The 23,893-nt window shown below is 49.2% G+C and carries 21 protein-coding genes; 5 read left to right on the forward strand and 16 right to left on the reverse strand.

Features of this window, described 5'->3' with window-relative positions:
- Positions 1-135: 135 nt before the first annotated feature.
- A complete protein-coding gene (locus EJQ19_RS08105) occupies positions 136-1,011 on the forward strand; it encodes an AraC family transcriptional regulator (RefSeq protein WP_126140701.1) in 876 nt (291 codons plus the stop codon).
- A gap of 64 nt (positions 1,012-1,075) precedes the next feature.
- Here EJQ19_RS08105 and EJQ19_RS08110 read toward each other — a convergent pair whose 3' ends face one another.
- From EJQ19_RS08110 to fdhD, 3 genes are all read right to left on the reverse strand, one after another.
- Positions 1,076-2,149 (reverse strand): Gfo/Idh/MocA family protein, encoded by a 1,074-nt coding sequence (locus EJQ19_RS08110; protein ID WP_126140702.1) that lies wholly within the window; start codon positions 2,147-2,149, stop codon positions 1,076-1,078.
- A 1-nt stretch (position 2,150) separates the two neighbouring features.
- Positions 2,151-3,311 carry a Gfo/Idh/MocA family protein gene (locus EJQ19_RS08115; RefSeq protein ID WP_126140703.1) on the reverse strand — a complete coding sequence of 387 codons (1,161 nt, stop codon included), beginning with the start codon at positions 3,309-3,311 and terminating at the stop codon, positions 2,151-2,153.
- A 116-nt stretch (positions 3,312-3,427) separates the two neighbouring features.
- Entirely contained in the window at positions 3,428-4,243 is an 816-nt protein-coding gene (gene fdhD / locus EJQ19_RS08120) for a formate dehydrogenase accessory sulfurtransferase FdhD (protein ID WP_126140704.1), read from the reverse strand.
- Between the two features lie 277 nt (positions 4,244-4,520).
- Between fdhD and fdhF the strand changes: the two genes are divergently transcribed.
- Positions 4,521-7,460, forward strand: a complete 2,940-nt coding sequence (gene fdhF / locus EJQ19_RS08125) for a formate dehydrogenase subunit alpha (RefSeq protein WP_126140705.1) — start codon at positions 4,521-4,523, stop codon at positions 7,458-7,460.
- 12 nt (positions 7,461-7,472) lie between these two features.
- On the forward strand, positions 7,473-7,958 hold the full coding sequence (locus tag EJQ19_RS08130) for a helical membrane plugin domain-containing protein (protein WP_126140706.1): 486 nt from the start codon (positions 7,473-7,475) through the stop codon (positions 7,956-7,958).
- Positions 7,959-8,588: 630 nt separating this feature from the next.
- Here EJQ19_RS08130 and EJQ19_RS08135 read toward each other — a convergent pair.
- The 11 genes from EJQ19_RS08135 to EJQ19_RS32445 form a co-directional block, all read right to left on the reverse strand.
- Positions 8,589-8,852: an HPr family phosphocarrier protein gene (locus EJQ19_RS08135; protein ID WP_126140707.1), complete on the reverse strand. Its 264-nt coding sequence runs from the start codon at positions 8,850-8,852 to the stop codon at positions 8,589-8,591.
- Positions 8,853-8,858: 6 nt separating this feature from the next.
- A complete protein-coding gene (gene ptsP / locus EJQ19_RS08140; protein WP_126140877.1) occupies positions 8,859-10,577 on the reverse strand; it encodes a phosphoenolpyruvate--protein phosphotransferase in 1,719 nt (572 codons plus the stop codon).
- A 29-nt stretch (positions 10,578-10,606) separates the two neighbouring features.
- Positions 10,607-11,758, reverse strand: a complete 1,152-nt coding sequence (locus EJQ19_RS08145) for a mannitol-1-phosphate 5-dehydrogenase (protein ID WP_126140708.1) — start codon at positions 11,756-11,758, stop codon at positions 10,607-10,609.
- Complete coding sequence (locus EJQ19_RS08150) at positions 11,755-12,192, reverse strand: PTS mannitol transporter subunit IIA (protein ID WP_126140709.1); 438 nt, start codon at positions 12,190-12,192, stop codon at positions 11,755-11,757. Before EJQ19_RS08150 ends, EJQ19_RS08145 begins: the two co-directional genes overlap by 4 nt.
- A gap of 24 nt (positions 12,193-12,216) precedes the next feature.
- Positions 12,217-14,265 carry a BglG family transcription antiterminator gene (locus EJQ19_RS08155; RefSeq protein WP_126140710.1) on the reverse strand — a complete coding sequence of 683 codons (2,049 nt, stop codon included), beginning with the start codon at positions 14,263-14,265 and terminating at the stop codon, positions 12,217-12,219.
- Positions 14,266-14,326: 61 nt separating this feature from the next.
- A complete protein-coding gene (locus tag EJQ19_RS08160) occupies positions 14,327-15,787 on the reverse strand; it encodes a PTS mannitol transporter subunit IIBC (RefSeq protein ID WP_126140711.1) in 1,461 nt (486 codons plus the stop codon).
- Between the two features lie 229 nt (positions 15,788-16,016).
- Positions 16,017-16,442, reverse strand: coding sequence for a hypothetical protein (locus EJQ19_RS08165; protein WP_126140712.1), 426 nt, complete (start codon positions 16,440-16,442; stop codon positions 16,017-16,019).
- A gap of 24 nt (positions 16,443-16,466) precedes the next feature.
- Positions 16,467-17,135, reverse strand: a complete 669-nt coding sequence (locus tag EJQ19_RS08170) for a DUF2642 domain-containing protein (RefSeq protein ID WP_126140713.1) — start codon at positions 17,133-17,135, stop codon at positions 16,467-16,469.
- Positions 17,136-17,150: 15 nt separating this feature from the next.
- Positions 17,151-18,515, reverse strand: a complete 1,365-nt coding sequence (locus EJQ19_RS08175; protein WP_126140714.1) for an arsenic transporter — start codon at positions 18,513-18,515, stop codon at positions 17,151-17,153.
- Between the two features lie 154 nt (positions 18,516-18,669).
- A complete protein-coding gene (locus EJQ19_RS08180; protein WP_126140715.1) occupies positions 18,670-19,164 on the reverse strand; it encodes a hypothetical protein in 495 nt (164 codons plus the stop codon).
- A 195-nt stretch (positions 19,165-19,359) separates the two neighbouring features.
- Positions 19,360-19,809, reverse strand: a complete 450-nt coding sequence (locus tag EJQ19_RS32445; protein ID WP_241242796.1) for a hypothetical protein — start codon at positions 19,807-19,809, stop codon at positions 19,360-19,362.
- 113 nt (positions 19,810-19,922) lie between these two features.
- Between EJQ19_RS32445 and EJQ19_RS32450 the strand changes: the two genes are divergently transcribed.
- Complete coding sequence (locus EJQ19_RS32450; RefSeq protein ID WP_241242797.1) at positions 19,923-20,237, forward strand: hypothetical protein; 315 nt, start codon at positions 19,923-19,925, stop codon at positions 20,235-20,237.
- 497 nt (positions 20,238-20,734) lie between these two features.
- The gene (locus EJQ19_RS31765) at positions 20,735-20,902 is read left to right on the forward strand and encodes a hypothetical protein (RefSeq protein WP_164716379.1); all 168 of its coding nucleotides are present in this window, start codon (positions 20,735-20,737) and stop codon (positions 20,900-20,902) included.
- A 129-nt stretch (positions 20,903-21,031) separates the two neighbouring features.
- Here EJQ19_RS31765 and EJQ19_RS08190 read toward each other — a convergent pair whose 3' ends face one another.
- Both EJQ19_RS08190 and EJQ19_RS08195 read right to left on the reverse strand, forming a co-directional pair.
- Positions 21,032-22,171 carry a toxic anion resistance protein gene (locus tag EJQ19_RS08190; RefSeq protein WP_126140716.1) on the reverse strand — a complete coding sequence of 380 codons (1,140 nt, stop codon included), beginning with the start codon at positions 22,169-22,171 and terminating at the stop codon, positions 21,032-21,034.
- A gap of 23 nt (positions 22,172-22,194) precedes the next feature.
- Positions 22,195-23,883: a vWA domain-containing protein gene (locus EJQ19_RS08195; protein WP_126140717.1), complete on the reverse strand. Its 1,689-nt coding sequence runs from the start codon at positions 23,881-23,883 to the stop codon at positions 22,195-22,197.
- Between the last annotated feature and the right edge of the window lie 10 nt (positions 23,884-23,893).

The following is a 23,893-nucleotide window of genomic DNA, read 5'->3' on the forward strand; positions in this document are numbered from 1 at the left end:
TATTGTTTTTTCTTTCTCATTGTAAGGGCTTACAGAGGATAATTTAACGGCTGTCATTTTAGATTCTTTTGTAATTTTTTTAGGTATTCGTTATAGTGTAACTACATCATCCTCGTTCATCAGGAGTGGATCCATGTGACAACAGTTAGAGGCGTAACCGAGTTAAACGAAGGGCCGCTTTATTTTGCTTATCGACGATTGAATGTAAATAATCAGCACAAAGAAACGTTCCATTCGCATCGCGGCACGGAATTATTGTTCATTCATCAAGGCCGGGGAACCATGATCGTCAATAACATCAGCTATGAAATTAAGCCGGGCATGCTCTGCATTTTCCAGCCGTATCAGCTTCACCATCTGCAGCTCGACTATTCGGATCAGATGACGTTTGAACGGTCGGTCGCCATCTTTGAACCGACCTTATTTGAAGCTTATTTTGAGCAATGGCCTGCGCTCCATGCGTTCTTTAAACATATTTGTACAAACGCGCTCCCCGCTCCTTGCCTATACGGCCTTGACGATGAGCATGAGATTGTGAGTTTGTTTCGATCCCTGAGCGTCAAGTTGTCTGCGTCATCCGAAGCGGAACGTTTCGAAGAAATCTCTTTATTTCTCGTCTTTGTTTTTCGTTCGATGAAGGCGCTGTGGCAGAACCAGCAAGTTGAGGATCAACCTTACCGTACCCGTCAAAACCATCATGTCGAACAAATCCTGAACTGGATTGAGCAGCACTACAGGCAGCCCTTTCATCTGGAAGACATGGCAAACGATTTGCACCTGTCGAGTTTTCACTTATCGCATCTATTTACGGAAGCGGTCGGCATCAGCATCACGGAATACATCGCCACTCGGCGAATCCATCAAGCCGTGCTGCTGCTAACCTCAACGGATAAGCCGGTTGCACAAATCGCTGAAGACATCGGAATTACGAATTGCTCGTATTTCTGCAAATTTTTCAAATCCCGAAAAGGCGCGACGCCGCACCAATACCGCAAAAGATGGACCAAATGAAAAAACCGCCCCTCTGTGCAGAAGTCAGCAATGACCTTCATGCACGTCAGGAGCGGTTTCTTTATTACTCTACCTGCACGGCTTGGCGCTGTGCCAATACGCTTAGCTCGGCAGCCTTGAAGGCATGTTCCTGCGTCATCGCGTTTTCCGTTCGGTTCATACAATCGAGGATCAGCTGCCCAAAGTACGGATAACCGACTTGCCCCGATACATGCAAGTGATGTTCTCCTTCCGCATTGACGAGGTACACATGGTTCCCCTGCGGATGTCTGCCGATATCCACATATTTGCGTAATTCAATGTAACCGTCCGTGCCGAGAATGACCGTACGCCCATCCCCCCATGTGGAAAGTCCTTCCGGCGTAAACCAGTCCACTCGAAAATAGCCTGTAGCCCCATTGTCGGCAATTAACGTCGCATCGCCGAAATCTTCAAACTGCGGATACTGCTTGTAATGGTAATTGGCCGTTTTGCTGTGAGCCACCTGCGCGTTCTGCGCACCGGTATAGAACAGAAACTGTTCGATCTGATGGCTCCCGATATCGCAAAGAATGCCGCCAAACCGTTCCTTGTCAAAAAACCACTCAGGCCGGCTCGCGTGATTAATCCGGTGCGGTCCCAGACCGATGACTTGCACGACGCGACCGATCGCTCCTTGCGCAATCAACTGGCCCGCATACACGGCACTTTCTACATGCAGCCGTTCGCTGTAGTAAACCGCATATTTTTGCTTCGTTTCCGCAACCTTCTTTTTCGCCAGGTCGAGTTGTTCCAACGTCGTTAGCGGTGCCTTATCCGTAAAATAGTCTTTGCCATGCGACATGACGCGGAGCCCCAGGTCACAGCGTTCGGAAGGGATCGCGGCTCCCGCCACAAGGCGGATGGAGCTATCCTGCAAGATCTCCTGCTCGGAGCGGGCCACTTTGACACCTGGATACTTCGCCTGAAACGCAGCTACTTTCGCCGGGTCCGGGTCATACACCCACATTAATTCCCCGCCGGCCTCGATGAGCCCATTGCTCATGCCATAGATATGTCCATGGTCCAGGCTAACGGCCGCGAATTTGAATTCTCCCGGTGAACAGACCCGATTCGGCTTGCCCTGCGGGGCATAGAACATGCCATTTTTGTTATCCATCTTAGTTATTCCCTCCTGCAAACCTGCCGGTCGTGATTGCCGTATCCGTAAAGTTCTCCACGTGGCTGTTCTTCTCATAAAAATGGGTTGCATGCTTCAGCACGCCTTCGCGCGTATAGAACGGATCGTCCGGCTCTAGCGGGAGCTTGACGCATTCTCCCGTGCTCGCCGATTTGTAGATACTTGTAATGAGTTCAAGCGTATCTCGACCGCTATGCCCGTCAATAAGCACGGGGGCTCCTGTTTCGATGGCTGTCAACACATTGTCGACTTGTGCCGTATGCCCTTCATAAGGAAGATTCGGGAGATGATCGTAATAGTGCTGAATGGTCGTTTCCAATTCCGCATGCGGCTCCGGGAATCCGTTGGATGCGGACAGGGATGCCTTAAGCTTCCATGGCGCGGAAATACGAGCGTCCAAGCCCTGGAAAATAATCTGCTGCTCCTCGCCGTGATGGACAACCGAACTTGTCACCTGGCCCAGCGTACCGTCCGGATAACGCAGCATGGCAATGGACAAATCTTCGATCTCTGCATTATCATGGGCAACATTGCTCATGAAAGCCTGAACTTCATTCGGACGTCCCCGCATCCACAGCAGTGCATCGATATGATGAACCGCATGATTCAGCGTTGGCCCCCCGCCTTCCTTCTCCCACGTTCCTCGCCACCATAAATCATAGTAGCAATGGCCGCGCCACCAGTGGGAATCCACTTGCGCATGAACAATTTTGCCGGCCAGCCCGCTGTCCAGCACGGCTTTCAGCTTCATCATCGGATTTCTAAACCGATTCTGCGCGATAACCGATACGATCTTGCCGTTCTTGCGCGCAGCCTCGTTAATCTCATCGCATTCCTTCAGCGATGCCGCCATCGGCTTTTCAATGATGACATGACTGCCTGCATAGAGAAAATCAACCGCGATCTCCGCGTGCAGATAAGGGGGCGTGCACACGGATACAAGATCGATGTCTCCTTGCAGCAGTTCCTTATAATCGCTGACGACCTTCGCATCAAGCCCGTATTTTTTTACTTTTTCCTCGGCTTTGTCCGTGTAAACATCACTGATAGCCACAATTGAACAGCGATCCTTGAATTGCAGATACCCTTCAATATGAGCAGTTGAAATCGCTCCGGCACCGATAATTGCTATTTTCAACATGAGCAGCCCTCCGCTTGATTCAGCTGGAATCGTTTTGTCTCCCTCATGATAAACGATTGCGGGAGCGGGATGTCCTGTTCGAATGCGGTAAAAATAACGCTCTGTTGCGATTAATGCTAGTCGCTGGCTGCCTGCGGTTCTGTTGTAATCCTTTGAGGATGTGTATACACATTGAAAGATTCATTTCGGATGAAGCCCACCGTTGTAATCCCCAAGTCTTCAGCCAATTGCAGGGCAAGCTCGGTCGGAGCGGATTTGGATAAGACCATCTCACAGCCGATTTTGGACACCTTTAATAATATCTCCGAAGATAGGCGGCCGCTAAATACGATAATCTTGCCATCCAGGCTGATTTTATTTTTTAAGCAATGGCCATATATTTTATCCAGCGCATTATGTCTGCCGATGTCCATGCGCGACAACATGAGCGTGTCCTTATCACAAAGCGCGGCATTGTGGACTCCTCCTGTGTCTTGAAACGTCTTGGAGGAGCTTTGCATCTCCCGCATTAGCCTAAGGATATCCTCACAGGTTACTTTGACATGTTCCTTGCTCATCGTTTTGGCCATTTTCGCATCATTGACAAAATAAAAGCCCTGCCTGCTCTTTCCGCAGCAAGAGGTAATATAGCGTTTGGAATGGAAATGTTGATAAAATTCATTGATCCAGCGCGTTTTGATATGAACCTGGCCTTCTCTTTCCTGATACCAGATCTCCTCAATATCGTCATAGCTGCGGATGACTCCTTCGGAAGCCAAAAAGCCAATAACCATATCTTCAACGTGCTCTGGCGTACACACCATGGTTGCAAATTCCTGCGTATTGATTTTGATGGTGACGGGATGTTCGGTAACAATTCGATCTTTGATCGGTTGAACTTTCCCCTGCTCGTACCGCAGGATGGGACGTGACACCTCAACGGATTTGCTCATATGCGCAGCTCCTTCCTTTTCGTAGATCTCGGCAACGATTCCAATTGTCAATAGTTGAAGTTTTCATAAAATCAGGCTATAGTAACAATATTAGATGAATTGACTCCCAAGTGAAATGTTTTTCATTGCAATTTATGAATATCCGTATGGCGGCTTGGCCCCCAAGTCATAGATCTTGGCAACTAATCCACCATGAACACGAGTGTTTGTTTAAACAAACGTTCATGTTTATGGTGGATTTTTTCATCCCCATCCCCATCTGAAAGGAGCCCGTCTCTTGAACAACCACACAGTCAGCATCACAATCAATGGCACTGAATACCGGGTGAAAGGACGTTCGACGATTCTGGAAGCGATTAATCACAACAAACTTCCGCATCCGCAAATCTGTTTTGTGCCTGAAGTCGACCCGATTCAAACCTGCGACACCTGTATTGTAGAGGCGGATGGAAAACTCCTGCGCTCCTGTTCCACCATCGTATCCGACGGCATGCACATCGAATTGTCGTCCCCCCGCGCCAAAGAGGCGCAAACCGAAGCGATGGATCGCTTGCTCGAGAATCACCTGCTGTATTGTACGGTTTGCGACAACAACAACGGCAATTGCACCTTGCACAATACCGCAGAGTTAATGGAAATTGAACATCAAAAATATCCGTACAAACCGAAAGTCGATCCATCCGAAGTGGATATGTCGCATCCTTTTTATCGGTATGACCCGAATCAATGTGTCGCTTGCGGCCAGTGTGTGGAAGTCTGTCAGAACCTGCAGGTGAACGAGACGCTTTCCATTGATTGGGAAGCGGAGCGTCCGAGGGTCATTTGGGATGAGGGTACGCTGATTAACGAGTCCTCCTGCGTTAGCTGCGGCCAGTGTGTCTCGGTGTGCCCCTGTAACGCCTTAATGGAAAAATCGATGCTGGGCGAGGCCGGCTTTATGAGCGGGATCCAGAAAGATTTGCTGGACCCGATGATCAGCTTGATGAAAGAGGTTGAACCTGGTTATAGCGGGATCTTCGCCATTTCCGAAGTTGAAGCTTCCATGCGGGAGACCCGTACCAGAAAAACAAAAACCGTCTGTACGTTCTGCGGCGTTGGCTGCAGCTTTGAAGTGTGGACCAAAGGTCGGAAAATTTTGAAGATCCAGCCTTCGGAAGGTCCGGTTAACGGCATTTCTACCTGTGTAAAAGGGAAATTCGGATGGGATTTCGTCAACAGCGAGCAGCGTTTAACGAAACCGCTGATCCGCCAAGACGACCATTTCGTAGAAGCGACTTGGGAAGAGGCGCTGGACCTTATGGTCAGCAAAATGAGCGCCATCAAACATACATACAGCGGCGATGCGCTTGGTTTCATCTCGTCTTCCAAATATACGAATGAAGAAAACTACTTAATGCAAAAGCTGGCGCGTCAAGTATTTCAGACCAATAATGTGGATAACTGCTCCCGATATTGCCAGTCGCCGGCTTCCTGGGGTTTGCAGCAAACGACTGGCATTGGCGGGGACAGCGGCACCATTCAAGACCTTGCTCAAGCAGGACTCGTCATCCTTATTGGGTGTGCGCCTGCTGAGGGACATCCAGTGCTGGCTACACGTATTAAACGTGCCCATAAACTGCATGGGCAAAAGTTGATTTCGGTCGACCTGCGTAAACATGAAATGGCGGAAAGAGCGGATCTGTTCATTCGACCCAAGCAAGGAACCGACTACGTCTGGTTGACGGCCATCGCGAAATATATGATTGATAACAACTTGCATAATCCGGCCTTCATTCAAGAGCATGTGAACTTTTACTCCGACTATTTAAAAAAAATCGAACCGTATATGCTGGATTTTGCCGAAAAAGAAACTGGCATTGCGAAGGAAACGTTGATTCAAGTGGCACATATGATTCACGAGGCTGATGGCACCGCGATTTGTTGGGGCATGGGCGTCACACAGAACATTGCCGGTTCTTACACCTCCTCCGCCATTGCAAACTTGCTGCTGATTACAGGCAACATGATGAGACCAGGCGCTGGCGCTTACCCGCTTCGCGGACACAACAACGTGCAAGGCGCATCCGATATGGGAACGATGCCGGACATTTTTCCCGGCTATCAAAAGGTGTCTGACGATGCCGTCCGAGCGAAATTCGAGAAAGCCTACGGTGTTGAAATCCCCGGTGTGCGCGGCCTCGATAACATTGAAATGTTAGCGGCGATCGCCAGAGGCGAACTAAAGGGCATGTATATCTCCGGAGAAGAAATGGCCTGGGTGGATGCGGATTCCAATCATACCCAAGAGATGCTTGCGAGCATTGATTTTCTGGTCGTTCAAGATGTGTTCTTCAGCACAACAGCCCAATTCGCTGATATTGTTCTGCCCGCCGTTCCTTCTTTAGAAAAAGAAGGGACGTTCACGAATACAGAGAGACGCGTTCAACGGTTATATCAAGCCCTGGAACCGCTCGGTGAGAGCAAGCCCGACTGGTGGATCTTCAGCCAAGTCGCCAAGAGGATGGGATTTGATTGGAATTACAGCCATCCGAGTGAGATTTTCGCAGAAATGGCTTCGCTCACACCCTTCTTCTCACAATGTACGTACGATCTGTTGGAAGGCTGGAACAGTTTTCATTGGGGATCGCCGGACGGCACCAATACGCCGTTGCTTCATACGAATGGCTTCAACTTTCCGGATAAAAAGGCGCGCCTGGCGCGATTCGACTACGTTCAGCCAACCGTCTTCCCCACCGAGTTCGATTTGACGCTGAATAACGGACGATTGCTGGAGCATTTCCATGAAGGGAATATGACCTCCAAGTCGGCCGGCATTCAGCTCAAGCTTCCACAAGTGTTCGTAGAAGTCTCGCATGAGCTGGCCAAAGCGCGAGGCATTCAGGATGGAAGCTTGGTTCGCCTGGAATCGCCTTATGGGGCCATCAAGCTAAGAGTCGTTGTCACCGACCGGGTGAAAGGCAACGATATTTACGTGCCGATGCACTCCAGCAGTCCCGATACCGCGATTAATTTATTAACCGGCGGAGCTGTCGATGTGATTACGCATACGCCAGCCTATAAGCAGGTCAAGGTGCGGATGCAAGTTCTAGAGATAGATGGCGACAATCCGCTGCCTTCGATTAATCCGAGAAATAAAAAGCGCCATCCTCAAAACGGAGTAGAGGCAGCGCGCAAATGGAACAGACCCGGCTACGTAAGCTTAGTAGATCAAAATTAAGGAGGTCGAAGAATGGCTAAGCCTACTTCTACCATTCACAAACACGTTCCAACCGAAGAAGAACGCCAAAAGCAATCGCTTGATCAGCTTTCCGCGGAGTTGGCTGACAATCGCGAAGCAATCACAAAGACATTGGACATCATCAAGGAGCTCCACGAGAGCGGCCTCCTGGAAGCCGCCGAGTCTTTGCTGAAAGCGAAAGGCCCTATCTCCAAAATCCTGATCGGCCAAGCTGCGCGCAAACCCGTGACAAACACCATCAACAACCTGATGGGCGCAGCAGGCGTCTTATCCGAGCTGGACCCTGCCTTAACCAAGAAACTGCTGAACGGCGTTACATCGGGACTGGCCGCTGCCGAAGAGCGCCTGGAATCGGATAAAAAAGTCAGCCTCCTGGAGCTTGTCAAAGTGATGAACGATCCCGACGTCAACCGAGCGCTGGGATTCGGCATTTCCTTCCTGAAAGGGCTTGGACAGGGACTGAAAGCGGAAAAATAGACGGGGCGTGCGCCTGGCCATGTTTATGCGCGACGTCGACCCGATCCGCTCAAGTTCCAAAAGCAAACGATCGTCACGAGTAACCGGCGGCTGCATAGCCCGCATGGGGCTTGAGCTGCGAGGGGATGAAAAGACAAATGGCGGAGGTATTTCGGCGACAAGGCTCCGATATGTTCGTCAAAATCAAAAACCTGCAAAAAGGCAGGAATCCTCCTCGATCCTTGCCTGATTCGAGGAAAGCCTGCGAAATGGCAGGAATTTGGGGCTGGATCCTTCTTTTTGGGCGGTCACATCCGAAAAAAACTGCTTTTTCGCAGGAATCTATGTCGAGATCGCCCTTTTTGCGGCAGATTCCTGCCTTTTTGCAGGCATCCGTCTGTCTCCCCCCTCACACCTTCCTGAAGCGCACGTTTGAAGCCGCACTAGCACCGCTTACACGTCCACACCCATAATAGTCAATAATAGTCATAGTAGCATGAGTATCCACTGCCGATGTTGCGATAGCTGATTCTACGGAATATCACGGTCAGCCCGACAAGCGCAAAATTGGTCAACTCCTGCACCACTATCCGCTCGCCAACGCCAATATAGAAAAGCCGCCAAATCGGCGGCTTTTCTCATGCAGCTATGCTATTCTTCGAAAATTTTGCTTAGAAGCTCGCCGAGCACCTGGACGGCTTGCTCTTCTTGCTCACCATCCGCTTCCAGCGTCACTTCTTCATTCTTCTGAATACCCAGCGTCAGCATGCTCAGTGAGCTTTTGCCATTCACCTTTTTGCCGCCTTTGCTGACGTTGATTTTGCAGGGAAACGCACTCGCCGCCTGCACGAACGCTTTGGTCGGACGGGCATGGAATCCGGATGGATTCAGGATTGTAAAAGTTTGAGAAATCATTGTCGGTCACTCCTTGATCTTGTGGTTAACAAATGCTTGGATGCTGGCTTGACTGCCCATGGCTAGCGCTTGCTCTGCATAACCGGCCCATTCTTGCCGGGATAATTCTTTTATTAACGCGCGCGCCGGCAAAATCGAGCTAGCGCTCATGCTGAACTCGTGCAGCCCCAGGCCGAGCAGAAGCGGAATCGCCGTGGGGTCGCCGGCCATCTCGCCGCACATGCCCACCCATTTGCCTTCCTTCTCCGCCGCCTGGATGACCATGCGAATCAAACGCAGGACGGATGGGTGGCAAGGCTGGTACAAATAGGAGACGTTCTCGTTCATGCGATCCGCCGCCATCGTATATTGAATCAAATCGTTCGTGCCTATGCTGAAAAAGTCGACCTCCTGCGCCAACGAATCGGCGGCAAGCGCGGCAGCGGGCACCTCGATCATGATGCCGACTTCGGTGTCGTCTGCGACCGGGACGCCTTCCTGAACGAGCTTCGCCTTCTCTTCCTGCAGCAGGCGCTTCGCCGCTTGCAGCTCTTCCACCACAGCGATCATCGGAAACATGATCTTTAATTGGCCATAGCTGCTTGCACGCAGCAACGCCCGCAGCTGTGTCCGGAACAAGTCCTGGCGATCCAGGCACAAGCGAACCGCTCGCAGCCCAAGAAAAGGATTGCTTTCGGCCGGAAGCTTCAAGTACGGAAGCTCTTTATCGCCGCCGATATCCAACGTGCGAATGACGACGGGCTTATTCGCCATCCGCTCCAAGACGTGCTTGTAGATCTGGAACTGCTCTTCCTCGCTTGGAAGTGCGTTGCGTCCCATGTAAAGAAACTCGGTGCGGAACAGGCCGATGCCTTCGGCTCCGTTGTCCAGCACCTTCTGCAAATCTTCCACGCTGCCGATGTTCGCGGCAAGTTCGACCCGGTGACCATCCTTTGCATACGTCGGGAGGTCCTTCAGCTTGCGCAGTTCCTGGCGCCGCTCGTCATACGCCGCTTTGCGGGCCTGGTAGGCGTCGAGCTCCGCTTCGGAAGGATCGATAAGGACCGTGCCTTCCACGGCATCCATGACGATCATGGTCCCCATCTCAATGCCCGCGGCGCCTTCACCGACGCCGACAATGGCCGGAACTTCAAGGGAACGGGCCATGATTGCCGAGTGGGACGTCCGGCTGCCGATGACCGTGACGAACCCGAGCACATATTCGAGATTTAGCTGCGCCGTATCCGAAGGCGTCAAATCGTCGGCGATGAGAATGCACGGCTCCTGAATTGCCGATACCGCCGCATAAGTCTCGCCGCGCAGTCTGCTCATGATTCTGCTCGACACATCGCGCACGTCGGCAGCGCGTTCTCGCAGCAGCTCGTTGTCCATCGCACTCAGCATGTCGATGAAACCGTTCGCTACCTCATGAAGCGCGTACTCGGCATTCATGCTCTCGTTCTCAATGTTTTCGATGATTGCATCAATTAAATCGGGATCCTCCAGCAGCATCAGATGCGCTTCGAAGATCTCCGCCTTCGCCGCGCCCATCCGCTCCTCGGTTAAGGCTCGGATCTCTTCCAGTTCTTCGCCTGCTTCCTTCACCGCTTGTCGAAAGCGAGCCGTTTCCGCTTGAGCGTCCGCTACTTTATCTGCGGCGGGCACGTAATGCGTTTGCTGCAAGCGGAATGCTCTGGCAATGGCAATACCGGGGGAAGCGGCAATGCCGGATAGCCGTTTGGTAATCATTTTCGCCATCGTAGAACTCCCCTTCCTTAAGGTTGTATAGTTAACCGTTCAAAGTGATTCTTTATCTCGGCATGTAACGGATGATTGGCATCAATCGATGTATATTTGGTAATCGTGCGGTCAATTCCGAGTTGATGCACGTCTTCTTGAATTTGCAGGGCTTCCTCGTCGGCTTTGTCATCGAAAAGAAAGGCCGCTGCCATCGCCTTCGGCAAATAAACGACGGGAATTCCCCGTTCGTACGCCTGCAGCGCCGGGCGAACGAGACGATCGTTGCTCGACAGCTTGCGGATCGGCGATCTGCCCACGCGCGCAACTTCGTCAATCAAGTACGGATTCATGAAACGTTGAATAATTTTTTGAATATAAGTCCCATGCTCGGCAGCATCAAAGCCATACTTCCGAACCAGAAGCGCCCCTGTCTCCTCCATCACATGCCTCACTTGCTCGGCGACATTCCCATCCGCCATCGCTTGCTGAATCGTAGCAAATCCCCGAACATGACCGAGATAAGCCGCTGCGCAGTGCCCTGTATTAACGGTAAACAGTTTGCGTTCAATATACGGCTCAAGCGCCTCGACATAATGAATCCCCTCGATCCGGTGGAACCCTTCCAGCATCTGCGATTCATCCACAACCCACTCGTAAAAGGGCTCTACTTGCACTTCCAACGGGTCTTCATTATGCTGGATCGGCACGATGCGGTCGACAGCTGCGTCGGGAAACGCCACGGACGCCTTCACTTTCTCCTTCATATCTTCGCTTAGGTGGCTGTATACGTGTGCCTTAAGCTGTGTACTGCCGCCGATCGCATTCTCGCAGGCGATGATGTGCAGCGGCGCGGCGCCGCGCGCCACGCGCTTTTCGAGCCCCTTTGCAATGCCAGCGGCAATATGCTGCAAAATATTGACGCCCACGGCCGTCGTCACGAGATCTGCCCCCGCTACAGCTTCAGCGACATCCTCCGGATTTTTGCCGTTGATGGCCGTAACGTTCGTCACATGAAAAGTCTCTTGTGCCTCATTCGCCAAACGAACCGTATACGCCTTCTTTTCCTGAAGCAGTTCAACAAGGCGATCATTCACATCCGAAAAACAAACTTCATAACCCGCGCGCGATAAAATCAGCCCGATAAAGCCCCTGCCGATATTCCCTGCGCCAAAATGAACCGCTCTCATGACGCCATCCCGCTTTCGAAAATGTTCAGAATTTCCTCAGGCGTGGACGCTTTCATGATGCGCTCCACATTTTCTTCTTCGGAACAAATCATCGCCACGTTGGTCAAAATATCCAGATGATCGTCGCCTGCCGCGGCGATGCCGATCACCAAGGTCGCTTTTTCACCGTCACCGAAGTCTACGCCTTCCGGAATTTGTACGATGGACAGACCGGTCGATGAAATCAGCGATTTGGAATCCTGCGTGCCATGCGGAATCGCTAGTCCGTTGCCCATGTACGTGGACAGCGTTTCTTCGCGCTCCAGCATTTTATCGATATAAGCAGCCGACGCATGACCGGCCTCGACAAGCAATTGCCCCGCCATAATGATCGCTTCATTTTTATTGAAAGGCTGCGCGTTCAGTTTGATTTTGTTGATGGATAAAATACTCATCGTAGGTTCTCCCCAATCCTGGTTTTATTTACTCTCTAAAAAAGCGGCAAGCTCTTGGGATAAAAAATGCTTGATCTCGTGTTCGCTGCCGGCCTTAAGCAAGTCGATCATCGCCGGAATTAGCAGGTAGGAGCTGATCTCGCTGAGCACCTCAAGGCTTTCCTTGGAAAGCTCTCTGGGCCCGAGCATCAGCAGCACTTGCCTAACCCCCGAAGGCTCCAGACGATCCAGCAGCAAATCTTCCTCCAACCGAAAAAGGGTAAGCGACGGCACCTTGACCTGCTCGCTTCGAATATGAAACAGCGCCAAACTTGTGTCCGGAATGACCTGACTGCTCTGCCGTTCTCTCGCCAACAAGAGCTGAACAATCGGTTCAACTTCCTCGATATAGTCCGATTGGCGGGCATACTCGCAGACGACCCGAAGCGTCTCTTGCAAGCTATCGAAAGGTCCGACAAGCGGGTGTACGGCAAAATGATCGATAATCCGCACAATTTCATTGACATAATTCTGAATACGGCGGAGCCGATCTGATTTAGCTTCATCCTCTTGTGCTTCTTCCTCTTGCTGTTTGGGCTGGCGGTCTTTCTGCAGCGTCACATTCTGGATAAAGCTGCGCAGCCGCTCCGCTTCTTCCTTCGTCAGCAGCGGGCTCAGCTTCATATATCGATCTTCACTCAAAGGCAGATCGATCGTGGAAATAATCAAATCATACTCGGATTCTGGAATCCTGGCCGCTTCGAACCAGGAGGCGTAGCCGAGAATTTGGATCTGAGGCAGCTCCTTGGTCAGCCGGACGGCAAGCATTTTGGACGTCCCGATTCCGCTCGTGCACACAAGTATCGCTCTTACATTGCGATGGAACTGTTTCTGCCGCTCGATCGAAGCGCCGAAGTGCATCACCAGGAAGCCGATTTCTTCATCAGGCACAGTGATGTCCGTAATCGTCGCATTAACGGATTGACGGATCGCTTCGAATAGCGGTTCATAGTCCCGCTTAATTTGCGCAAGCAGCGGATTGCGAATGGGGACTCCGTTCCTGATGCGCGTAAGCGCAGGCTCCAAGTGATCAAGCAGCCCTTCTCTCAGTGAGCGGTCCGTGCTGAGCCGGATGCCGGTCTTGTCTTCCATGCATTGGATCAGCTTCCAAATGATATCCATATAATTTAGCTCTTTGAGCGGCAACAGCTGGTTCGGATATTCCGTGTTCTTCTGTGCCAGAAGTCCGGCGATATAAGATATTTCAGCGTCAGAAAAGACTGTCGCAGTCTGTTGGGATAAATGGCGGATCGTCTGCGCGGACAGTTCGCTCTGACGGCCGGCAGGATGTACCGCAGGAGCATCCATGGTTTTGCCTTTCATGATTCTCGCTATGGCAATCGAGATATCGATCAACAGGTTCGTATACTCATTTTCGGAAAGCTCGTTCAGCCCTTCATCCTCCATTTGCCAGAGCGCGGCCTCCACCTGTGTGAAATGATCTTTGCCGATCAACTCCAGCAGCTTGGCGATGACCGGCGCGGGCGAAGGGTCCGTTTTCCCGAATAAATCGGCTTCGTCCAAGTAAATTCTCGCCATATGCGAGATCATCGTGCGCTTGTTCTTCTCAGATCCGCTCAAGCCAACACCGTAGCCTCTTCTGCGGACGAGAACAAGACCGGCTCTTGACACCCAAGGCGCCAGCTCATCCAAGTCATGCGTAATCGTCGGAATCGTCACTCCAAGCTCATGTGATAGGGTGAACAGCTTTACCGGTTCTTCTTCCTCCAACAGTGTGCAGAGAATAAACAGTTTGCGTTCTTGGGCCGAGAACTCAACGGCTGTCAAGCTCTGCAATTTCATCTTGAACAATGACAGTTTGGCTGGATCGTCCGCTTGAAGCTGGATGCCTTTTCCCGATTTTTTGTGCAACGTCAATCCCGATGCCGCCACGATCGCCTCCAGCTCCGACAGCTCCCGATGTACGGTTCGCGAGCTTATGCCGATCTCCGCAGCAATGTCCCCGGCTGTAATTTCGTCTTTGCGACTCAGCAGCAACTCCAAAATTTGACGGTGCCTGTGTGACAGGCTCATAGGTCTGCTCCTCGTATCAAAATGGAGATAACGCCGGCATCGCCAGCGTTAGACAGGTGTATTAACTTTTTAACCGATTGACAAGCGTCTCATATTCCGGACTTTTCATGAAATTCTCAATCGAAATATGTTCCGCCTTCGGCGCCTGATTGCGCGCCCGATCTGTCAACGATTTGTGCGTAACAACGATGTCGGCGTCGTCCGGAATTTCACTGATCGCGGTATTGATGACGGTGACATCGACGGCTGCTTCCTTCATTTTCTTTCTTAGAATGGAAGCGCCCATCGCGCTTGATCCCATGCCTGCGTCACAGGAGAACACGATTTTGCGCACATCGGCCGCCGCTTTCAATGGAGTCGCCGTTGCCGTTGCGTCGGTTGCCGCTGTTGTGTTGGATGCTGCGGCTGTTCCTGGCTTCATCTTCATTTCCTTCATTTTCGCTTGAGCTTGCTCCAAGCTGTCTTCGTCATCCGCTTGTTTGCCTGTTTTCAGCAAGAGGGCTGCCACAACGAAAGAAACGATTGTCGCCGTAATGACGCCTGTGAAGATAGAGAGAAGGCCGCCTTTTGGCGCCATCGCAATATAGGCGAAAATACTTCCCGGCGATGGTGGAGCCACCAGCCCTGCTCCGAACAAACTGAACGTGAACGTGCCTGTCACGCCGCCGGCAATCACCGCCAAGATTAAACGCGGGTTCATGAGAATGTACGGGAAGTAAATTTCATGAATACCGCCAAAGAAGTGAATGATCGCTGCGCCAGGAGCCGACAATTTCGCGGCACCTCGGCCGACGAGCCAATAGGCGAGCAGAATACCAAGGCCCGGACCCGGATTGGACTCCAACATGAACAAAATCGATTTGCCCGTTTTGGAAGCTTGCTCCAACGCAATCGGACTTAGCACGCCATGGTTGATGGCATTGTTGAGGAACAGCACCTTGCCTGGTTCGATCAGCACATTCGCAAGAGGAAGCAGCCCTGCATCCACCAGCACTTGAACGCCGGAAGCCAGCAGCTTACTGACGACTTGTACCGCAGGCCCGACGACCGCGTAGGCGAGAACCGCCAAGATCCCGCCGATAATGCCCGAAGAGAAATTGTTAACGAGCATCTCGAATCCCGATTTGATTTTGCCTTCAATCGATTTATCGAACTGCTTCAGTACCCACGCCGCGAACGGCCCGACGATCATTGCGCCGAGGAACATCGGAATATCCGTACCGACGACAACCCCCATGGTGGTCACCGCGCCGATGACGCCGCCTCGCGTACCGTGGACCATCGTTCCTCCTGTATACCCGATCAAAAGGGGGAGCAGGTAAGTGATCATAGGGCCGACAAGCTTAGCTAAATATTCGCTTGGAATCCAACCGGTCGGAATAAATAAAGCTGTAATAAGCCCCCATGCAATAAACGCTCCGATATTTGGCATCACCATTCCGCTCAAAAAGCGTCCGAAACGTTGCACCTTCACACGGACTCCATCCGTCGAAGTTTGTTGCTTTGCAGCTAGTGTGTCCATATAGGATAACCTCCTTTTATCTCTTTCATGTTCTTATCGTAATGCAAAAGCGCTTTCACGATCAATCAAATCAAAATCCCTTTTCGTCATGAATGATGTTGACAACATTTTGGTTGGGTGTCGAGCCTGGACAACTTAACCGCGGCATGACAATGAGCCATAGTATTTTCAGAAATGCGGGAAATAATAAAAAAATCGTCAAGGCATCGATCACCCTGACGATTTATTGTCACGCTTTTGTATGGCCTTTACCCTTTTCTTCTTTACCTTTCTCTTCCTTGTTGCCTTTACCCTTTTCTTCTTTACCTTTCTCTTCCTTGTTGCCTTTACCCTTTTCTTCTTTCTCTTTCTCTTCCTTGTGGCCTTTACCTTTATCCTCTTTCTCTTTCTCGCCCTTATGGTCTTTACCTTTTTCCTCTTTACCTTTCTCTTCCTTATGGTCTTTACCTTTTTCCTCTTTCCCCTTGCCTTCCTTGCCTTCCTTGCCTTTCCCCTTTTCTTCTTTATGCTCATGTCCTTTTTCGGTCTCTCTATCTTTTTCTTCGTGCTGTTCTGATCCTGTTGTTTCTTTCACTTCTTGCTCCTGACTACCATTCTCGTTCTTGTGATCACCATGTTTGTGTCCGTGTTTACCAGGACCTTTTCCACCAGGCATTTGCATTACCTCCCATTTATATTGTTACATGGATGGCGAATGAACACTTTTAATATGCTGAATATTCGTATAAAAGGTCATGCCTTCCGCTGTAATCATGTGAACAATATTCGTATCGATTTCCTTTAATAAGCCAATCTTACTGGGGCTCCTCCCCAAGTCAAAAACAACAATTTTACCTTCCAGCTTTTTCATTTGCTCCTCAAAAGTTCGAGATAAGGGCAAATCCGATGGATTTACAGGGAAAAATTTTTTATCCAGAAGGTAAGGTGTGTGATAATCGTTATAGGGAATTAGCCATTTCAAATGGATTAATGGGATAAACATCGTTTTGTAAACGGGGGAATAAAACTCGAAGTAGTTCGTCATGATGTGGGTAATGTAGCCATGTATTGGCTGAAATCCGGATACATATATTTCTGAGAATATCCCTTTTGCATTCATTAAAATTTTCCTATACGAAATTTTGTCACTATTGATTGGCTTTTCAGTAAGAGCAGAGAAGTCCGTTGAACTTTTTTTGGTGTTCAAGCTGACATTCAGAATATGAAAAGAAGGAATATAGATATATCTCTCTCCGTTATAGATAACCAGAATATCTTGCCCCGCATCTACCAAAATGCCCGTATGCCATTTATCACCGAGCAGTTCAACATCAATAACCGCTCCTAGCTTCTTCTGAAAAAGGTCCATCAATGTCACCTCCTCTCACTTGAATAACCAGCCCGTCCATACATATAAACTAAAGAGACTTATAAAAAGACCTATAGGAACAACGATGATCGTCACTTTCATATATTGGCCCCAGGTAAATCTGATATGATGCTTTCTCAGCAAATGCATCCAGATCAATGACGCAAGCGTCCCCATCGGCAACAGTAAGGATCCGATATCTGCACCTATCACGGTCGCCAAATAAGCCGTATGCATCGTAAAAGTGTCTAATCCCATATTTTGCAAGGATAAGGTGCCTATCATAATGGAGGGTAAGTTGTTAAACAAATTGGACATTGCCGTAAGCAGCAGCCCCATTAGAAAGATGGCATTAAAGTGATTTTGAGCGACCGCCCCGCCAAGCCATTGAACAAGAAAGTCAGTCAGACCTGAATTATGAAGACCGTAAATAATGACATAGATACTAAATGCGAAAATCAGAATATGCCAAGGTGTTTTTACTAAAATATCCTTAGGTCCAATCCCTTTCCGTATCCACCTAACAACGATAAGAATTATAGCGCCGATGATTGCAGGCCATTCCGTTGCTACCCCCAAAGGGGTGAGCAAGAAAAAGCTGCATCGAATCAAAATGACGATCAGGATGCAAATTCGAAACAATCCCCAATCAACTTCCCCCTTGTCCTTAGGATCTACCTTGAGGGGATGAAAAGTTGATGAATTATCGTGTACGATAGCGTTGATGGAAGAGGGATGTAAGGACATAATTTTCGTTGGAATCTCGCGCTTAAAATAGACATAGAGCAAATAGGTAATTGCAATAATCCCCGACATGGCGGGTACAAACATCATGGATGTATATGTGTTTAGGTCTAAACCAACTGTTTTTAACGCAATCAGATTGGCCAGATTACTGACGCCTATAGGTGCGCTTGCTCCGGTTGCAACAAGAGCACCCGAGATGAGGTAAGGAATCTTTTGCCTCATTTTCAAATTAAGAATCGATAGCGTTTGGATGATAATCGGGGTTGTGATTAGAATGCTTCCGTCATTGTTGAAAAACATCGTCATTAAAAAGCACAATATATTAATGTACCAAAAGAGTGCAAAACCGGACCCCCTTGCGCGAACCGCCAAATTAATAGCCGCCCACCTAAAAACCCCTATACTCTCTAATACGATAGACATTACAATTGTTGATATAATGGTTATGCTTGCCCCACTAACAATGGAGGCTATATGGTAAACACCTGTAAGGGGCACAATTCCTAAAGCCAAGAAAATCACAGCACCTAGGGTCGTTGGGATAGATTCATTAATACCGAATGGCCTCCAAATTATCAACAACGTAACGGTAACAAAAACAATGGATATTACCGCAGTTGTTATATCAAACATGATCGTGCACCTCACAAGAGTTGGCAGATGATGGTCCTAGGTTCAGTACAATGATAGGGAGGGTGAGTAATACGAATAATGTCGATCCCGTTAGGCTTACAATGATCAGCATATTTCCCCCTCCTCCCACCAACAATTAAGATTCAGAGGTGAGTTATTTTTTTTCGTTACTCTCCTGTTTTTGTTCCTGATTTTTGTCTTTCTTCTCCTCTTGGTTCTCCTTTTTAACACCATAGGACATGCTTTTAATATGAAAAGTAAAAATGGTAACTAATTCATGGTTAACGACCATCGTAATATAATCGTCATTGACTTCGGATAAAACACCTTGAACACTCTCATGACCCCCACGGTTAACTTGGCACCATAGATTTCTCATGCCATTCAAGAGACCTAGAAAATTCTCAGCTTCCAAGAGATGTAATGTAGGTGCATTCGTCTGTGAAGTTACAAAATACTCCACAGCGTCTTTCGAATTAACGGTGATACTCTTTAAATGAGTTGTATTGTAGTAAATAAGTCCGTCTTTCTCATTGTAGATCCCTACATAATCAGTCCCTACTGCAACAATTTCACCATGCCGAGATTCAGGGCCTCCGCGATCCAATCTTACTTGCTTACCCATTAACGAAGAATAATCAAATGCCATGATAATCATAGCTCCCTTCAAGTTGTCGTTTGTTGTTATTGCATAATGTATATATACTCACCTGGCAAAAGATTGTACTAAACGGATGACCCGTTTCTTATAATCTCCACATCTATCACTGGTGGGTATTTGTACGTGGAAATACATACAGATCCCTTCCAAACCATAGGTTGTAAGGGATCTGCATGATGTTAACTATTGCGTTTTCTTGATATTTGATATTTCAGAAATACAACTTAACGAAACAGCGTACACGATGTCTCGCGTGGATAATACGACAATCTCTTCGTTTAATCCGACAACTTCCGCATTGGATATATCAGTCAACTGTTCAGCGAGCGTACTAAAGTCAACTGTGGCTTTACCGGCTAATGAAGTGAACAAGCTTATCATGCCTGAGCTATCGCTATTATCGGAGTCATTGCTTCCATTATCCAGCAACTTGCTATTATAGTCGCCTGACCAGATTTCTACACCAGCAATAAGATGGATCGGTACAAAGTGCTCAACTCCATTGCTTACAAAGTTTACGAGTCCGTTCTCGGCGGAAATGATATCCACATTCGAATATTTGCTCGCGGAGTAGTTTAATGAGTGCAACTCTTTCAGTCTAATATTCTTGAGCTGAGTGATTAGATTTTGCATGCAATCATGCTTCTTTTGACAGCATTTACAGCTCTCTTTGCAAGATCTATCCTCCTGTTTTGGCGGACCAGGCGGTTTTGGTGGTCCCGGCGGCTTCGGTGGTCCTGGGGGTTTTGGCGGCCCTGGAGGTCCTGCTGGTCCTGGAGGTCCCGCTGGTCCCGGAGGTCCTTTCGGTCCTTCCGGCCCTTTTGGTCCTTCCGGTCCTTCTGGCCCCTTCGGTCCTTCCGGCCCTTCCGGCCCCATCGGTCCTGCCGGCCCTGCTGGCCCTGCTGGCCCTGCTGGCCCCGCTGGCCCTGCTGGCCCCGGAGGTCCTGCTGGTCCCGGTGGTCCTGCTGGTCCCGGTGGTCCTGCTGGTCCTTGTGGTCCTGGCGGTCCTGCAGGCCCCCTCCGGCATTTACAGTGATGGTTTCTACATCTTCTTTTTTTAATTTTTTTGCAGATCATTTTTTTCTTCTTTTTCTTATGCTTGGGACATTTGCAGGGCTCTTTCTTTTTACAGACTAGACAAATAGCTTCTAATTCACCTTTTGATTTGGAGATGAACTGTTTTTCCTTTACTTTGAACGAATTAAACTTGGCAAAAACTTTGACTATGCGATAAGTTTTCATGCCTACAGCACGAGAATTAAAAAATACTTTCGTTCGCTTCACAATAACTTTACCCTCCTCTCAGAAATCTCGACATTGGTTAGTAGGGAACATTTATCTAAGTGGGTATTTGCAATATCAGTGTATGAACCTAAGAAAAAGCCTGATCTAGTGAAAAAGCACATTTTGAGAATTTGAAATGCTAAAGTTGAAGAAATAGACTAGAGCCTTGACTCATTCTCATTAACTAGACATATACATGCAGTATAAATAACGGTTCGTGTCATTTATCAGGCTATACACGTGCGTTGCACACTACCGAACTGGAGGTATCCTTATGTTTGTCGTATGCCTGCTTATTTTTTCTGGAATTGGCTTGTATGCAGCCTTAAAGCCACCGAAGGAACTGCATAACAAGCCTTTAAAAAGGGATGTATTTCCAGAACTTAAAATGGAACGTGTTCAGCAAGTTTTTACAAGTGCATCTTTCAAGAACAAAGACTGACGATTCACGCCCGAGGTTTCCTATGAAAGTAAAACAAGGGTTACCCTTAACGCAGCTTGTTTCAGCTAACGTCTGGGTAACCCTTGTTTGTGAGTGTCATTTGATCCGTCTACTCTACGGATAAGACCTTTAAAGCCCTAAAGAACTTCCCTTTTCCAAACGGAGAATATGCTTCTCCCCTTCCTCGGACAAGGCGCGGAATTGATCAATCGTTTCACGCATTTTCGGAAGTGCAGCTTGCTTATAGGAACTGATGGAATCAAAGGCTGACAGCACATCGGCGAAGGCTTGCTTTAGTGTGTCTACGGAAACGCTGCTTTCCATCGCTTGCTGCTGGATGGCGGCTCCCTGATTTTTGAGCATCTTGGAAGTCCCTGCAATCAGATTGTTGGTCGTTTGGTTCAACAGCTCAATCTTTTTGAGGACAATGCCTTGATTGTAGAGCGCGCTCGCAACGGTAACCGCAATTTTAAGCGCCGAAATCGTGACCGTTTTGGCTCGGTCAACGCCGCGGATCAGCTCGCGGTTATTTCGAATCACCACTTCATAGGCCATGATGCCCTGCTGATTGACGACCAGCATCTGCTGCAGATCCATGACTCGCTGTCGCATGGGGAACAGCACTTCTTCCGTGATAAAGCGAATTTTGTCGGGGTCCTCGCCGCGCTGCTTTGCCGCTTCGATCTGCACTTCAATCGAGGCATCCATCATCGTGCCGAGCTGAATTTCTTTCTGCAGCTTTTTCGTGAGTTCCCGAATCGCCTGCTGTTCGAGCTCCAGCGTCGTGTTGTCATTCTTTAGGATCGTTCTCCCTTTATCAAGGGATACGACGATGTCAGCGATGACATGATCTGCTTTTTCAAACCTGAGGAAATAGGCGCGTAATGGATTGAACAGATTGCCGAGAAAGCCTTTCTTGGCAAAGTCAACCAGGCTGGGGTCTAAATCCTTCAGCTGCATATGCAGTTCCGTGAGCCCTTTCGCAACCGGGCCCCCTTCATCCCCGCTTTTGGCGAGGTTGCCGACCGATACTTGAAGCAGTGCGTTTTTTTGCGAAGAAACTTTCATTGTATCGAGACCGAAGCTCTCGATCGACTGGAGGATTTCTTTCCGCTGCTCCAGAGCGTTAACATCCAGATTCAGAATCGAGGCGACATTGGCATCCGCGATCTCTTTGAGCTTAGCCGTCTCTTCCGGAACGGGTTGAACCGTTTCTTCAATCACAGCTTTAATTTGCTCCACATTGGCAACATCCATCGTAAACGACATACACATTCCTCCTTGGATTGGAATTACATTTGAACGTTAAACAGGTTGCCGATTTTGTACACGACGTCATCGGTATCTGCATTGATGCTGGCTGCTTCATTAATGCCCGAGATGCTTTCAAGCGCCTTGATGTTCGCATTGTAACCGACGGTATAAATCGGAATTTTGTACGTCTCGATGAGTCCCTTAATGTCGTTGAGCGAATATCCTTTATTCGTTTCACCGTCGCTAAGGACGAAAATAATCGGTTTGGTATTCGGATTCGCAGCAAGCTGATCCTGAAGCATTTTCAGCGCGACGACAATACCGTCAAAGGTAGCCGTATTGCCACTGGCCTGCAGGCTGTTCACGGCGCCTACGAAGAGCGACTGCTGATTCAGATCGTACTTGGCGATCGGGAGTTTGATCGTCACGTTGTCCGAGTAGGAAATCAATCCGATGCTGTTGTCTCTGCCAAGATACTTCTGCCCTTTGATGAGCGATTCCTTCAAACGATTCAGCGGCGCCCCGCTCATGCTGCCGGAAGTGTCGGTGACGAATACCGCGGTGATCGGCTTACTGGAGTTCTTTTTTTCCTTCCACACTTTTTGCGCGGAGATGAGTACTTTTCCTTCAATGGGCGCCATTTCGGATTTATAATCGTCAAGCCCGTTAAACCCTTTATCCTTGGCTGTTTTCGCATATTTGTCCTGGGTCACGAAGGCGGCAAACTGCTTCAGGATATCGAGCTTGGTTTGGGAAATATCGCCAAGCGCATAGAGGGGGCTGTCATGCCGTACGCCAAACGGGGTGAACACGTATCCATTTTTTAATTCAGGTGCATTCACATAGGTCTGGTATTCCAGAACGAAGCCGTCAAGTGCACCGGAAGTAGCGGCATCGCGCATTTGGATTGTCGTCGAAGCGATGAACGGAACGTTGGCTTGGAATTTCTCAAATCCTTGCACGGCCTTGTCGCTTAAAACATTGGAGCTATCATAAGCATTAAGTGCAGTAATCAGAAAATTAAGGCCGGTCGAGCTTGCAAAGGGGTCGGTATAGCCCATCGACAACTGATTGTTCGCGATGGCGTCCGTAACCGTTTGAACATTAATGGAGCCGTACTTCGCAACCAACGCATCGTATTTGGCCTTGGCAATGACAATCCCAGGAACATTGCCTACAAGGCGATTGGCAACGAGCTGCGTCTTCACTCCGCTGGCTTTCACCATTTCTCCCCATAACTCGTTGGAAGGTGTAAAGGCGTCAGGCACATACTTGCCCGATCGAATGAAATCCGCCGCCGTCCCTGAGGCGATATTCCGGATTTTCACAGATGCCGGTTTGCCGTTTACCATCACATTCGCCTTGTTGAACTCTGCCGCCGTTTCTGCTAACCAGCCGTCAACCCCTGTTCCCGATTTCTCGGTAGAAGAGAAGATTTCAACGAAGTTGTCGCTCGTGTTGTTCACGGTCACAGGAAATTTATTAATGTCCGGCAGCGTAGAGGCGACGTCAACCGGATTAAGATCGACCTGGCCTTTAGCCACCGTCTCGGTCTTTGGCGCAATGTTCTTGTAGTATTTGTCTAGCTGCTTCCCCGCGTCCTCGACCGTCACCTGAGCAGCCGATTTGCCGAAGTTGGCAGTAAATTTGATCCCTCCGTACACGAGGAAAAAGACCAGCGCAAGGAAGATCACCGAGAGGAAAAAAAACGTTTTTTTACTCTTCATTCACAACACC

It is taken from the genome of Paenibacillus whitsoniae, from assembly GCF_003955665.1.
In the GTDB taxonomy this organism is placed as follows: Bacteria; Bacillota; Bacilli; order Paenibacillales; family NBRC-103111; genus Paenibacillus_E; species Paenibacillus_E whitsoniae.

Coding starts and splice junctions, on each gene's coding strand:
- EJQ19_RS08165 (WP_126140712.1), bottom strand. CDS start 16,442: ATGCCTGGTGGAAAAGGTCCTGGTAAACACGGACACAAACATGGTGAT.
- EJQ19_RS08155 (WP_126140710.1), bottom strand. CDS start 14,265: ATGAGCCTGTCACACAGGCACCGTCAAATTTTGGAGTTGCTGCTGAGT.
- EJQ19_RS08195 (WP_126140717.1), bottom strand. CDS start 23,883: ATGAAGAGTAAAAAAACGTTTTTTTTCCTCTCGGTGATCTTCCTTGCG.
- EJQ19_RS08160 (WP_126140711.1), bottom strand. CDS start 15,787: ATGGACACACTAGCTGCAAAGCAACAAACTTCGACGGATGGAGTCCGT.
- EJQ19_RS08110 (WP_126140702.1), bottom strand. CDS start 2,149: ATGGATAACAAAAATGGCATGTTCTATGCCCCGCAGGGCAAGCCGAAT.
- EJQ19_RS08175 (WP_126140714.1), bottom strand. CDS start 18,515: ATGTTTGATATAACAACTGCGGTAATATCCATTGTTTTTGTTACCGTT.
- EJQ19_RS08180 (WP_126140715.1), bottom strand. CDS start 19,164: ATGGCATTTGATTATTCTTCGTTAATGGGTAAGCAAGTAAGATTGGAT.
- EJQ19_RS08115 (WP_126140703.1), bottom strand. CDS start 3,311: ATGTTGAAAATAGCAATTATCGGTGCCGGAGCGATTTCAACTGCTCAT.
- EJQ19_RS08130 (WP_126140706.1), top strand. CDS start 7,473: ATGGCTAAGCCTACTTCTACCATTCACAAACACGTTCCAACCGAAGAA.
- EJQ19_RS08190 (WP_126140716.1), bottom strand. CDS start 22,171: ATGTCGTTTACGATGGATGTTGCCAATGTGGAGCAAATTAAAGCTGTG.
- EJQ19_RS08135 (WP_126140707.1), bottom strand. CDS start 8,852: ATGATTTCTCAAACTTTTACAATCCTGAATCCATCCGGATTCCATGCC.
- EJQ19_RS32445 (WP_241242796.1), bottom strand. CDS start 19,809: ATGCAAAATCTAATCACTCAGCTCAAGAATATTAGACTGAAAGAGTTG.
- EJQ19_RS08170 (WP_126140713.1), bottom strand. CDS start 17,135: ATGGACCTTTTTCAGAAGAAGCTAGGAGCGGTTATTGATGTTGAACTG.
- EJQ19_RS08145 (WP_126140708.1), bottom strand. CDS start 11,758: ATGAGAGCGGTTCATTTTGGCGCAGGGAATATCGGCAGGGGCTTTATC.
- EJQ19_RS08150 (WP_126140709.1), bottom strand. CDS start 12,192: ATGAGTATTTTATCCATCAACAAAATCAAACTGAACGCGCAGCCTTTC.
- fdhD (WP_126140704.1), bottom strand. CDS start 4,243: ATGAGCAAATCCGTTGAGGTGTCACGTCCCATCCTGCGGTACGAGCAG.
- EJQ19_RS31765 (WP_164716379.1), top strand. CDS start 20,735: ATGTTTGTCGTATGCCTGCTTATTTTTTCTGGAATTGGCTTGTATGCA.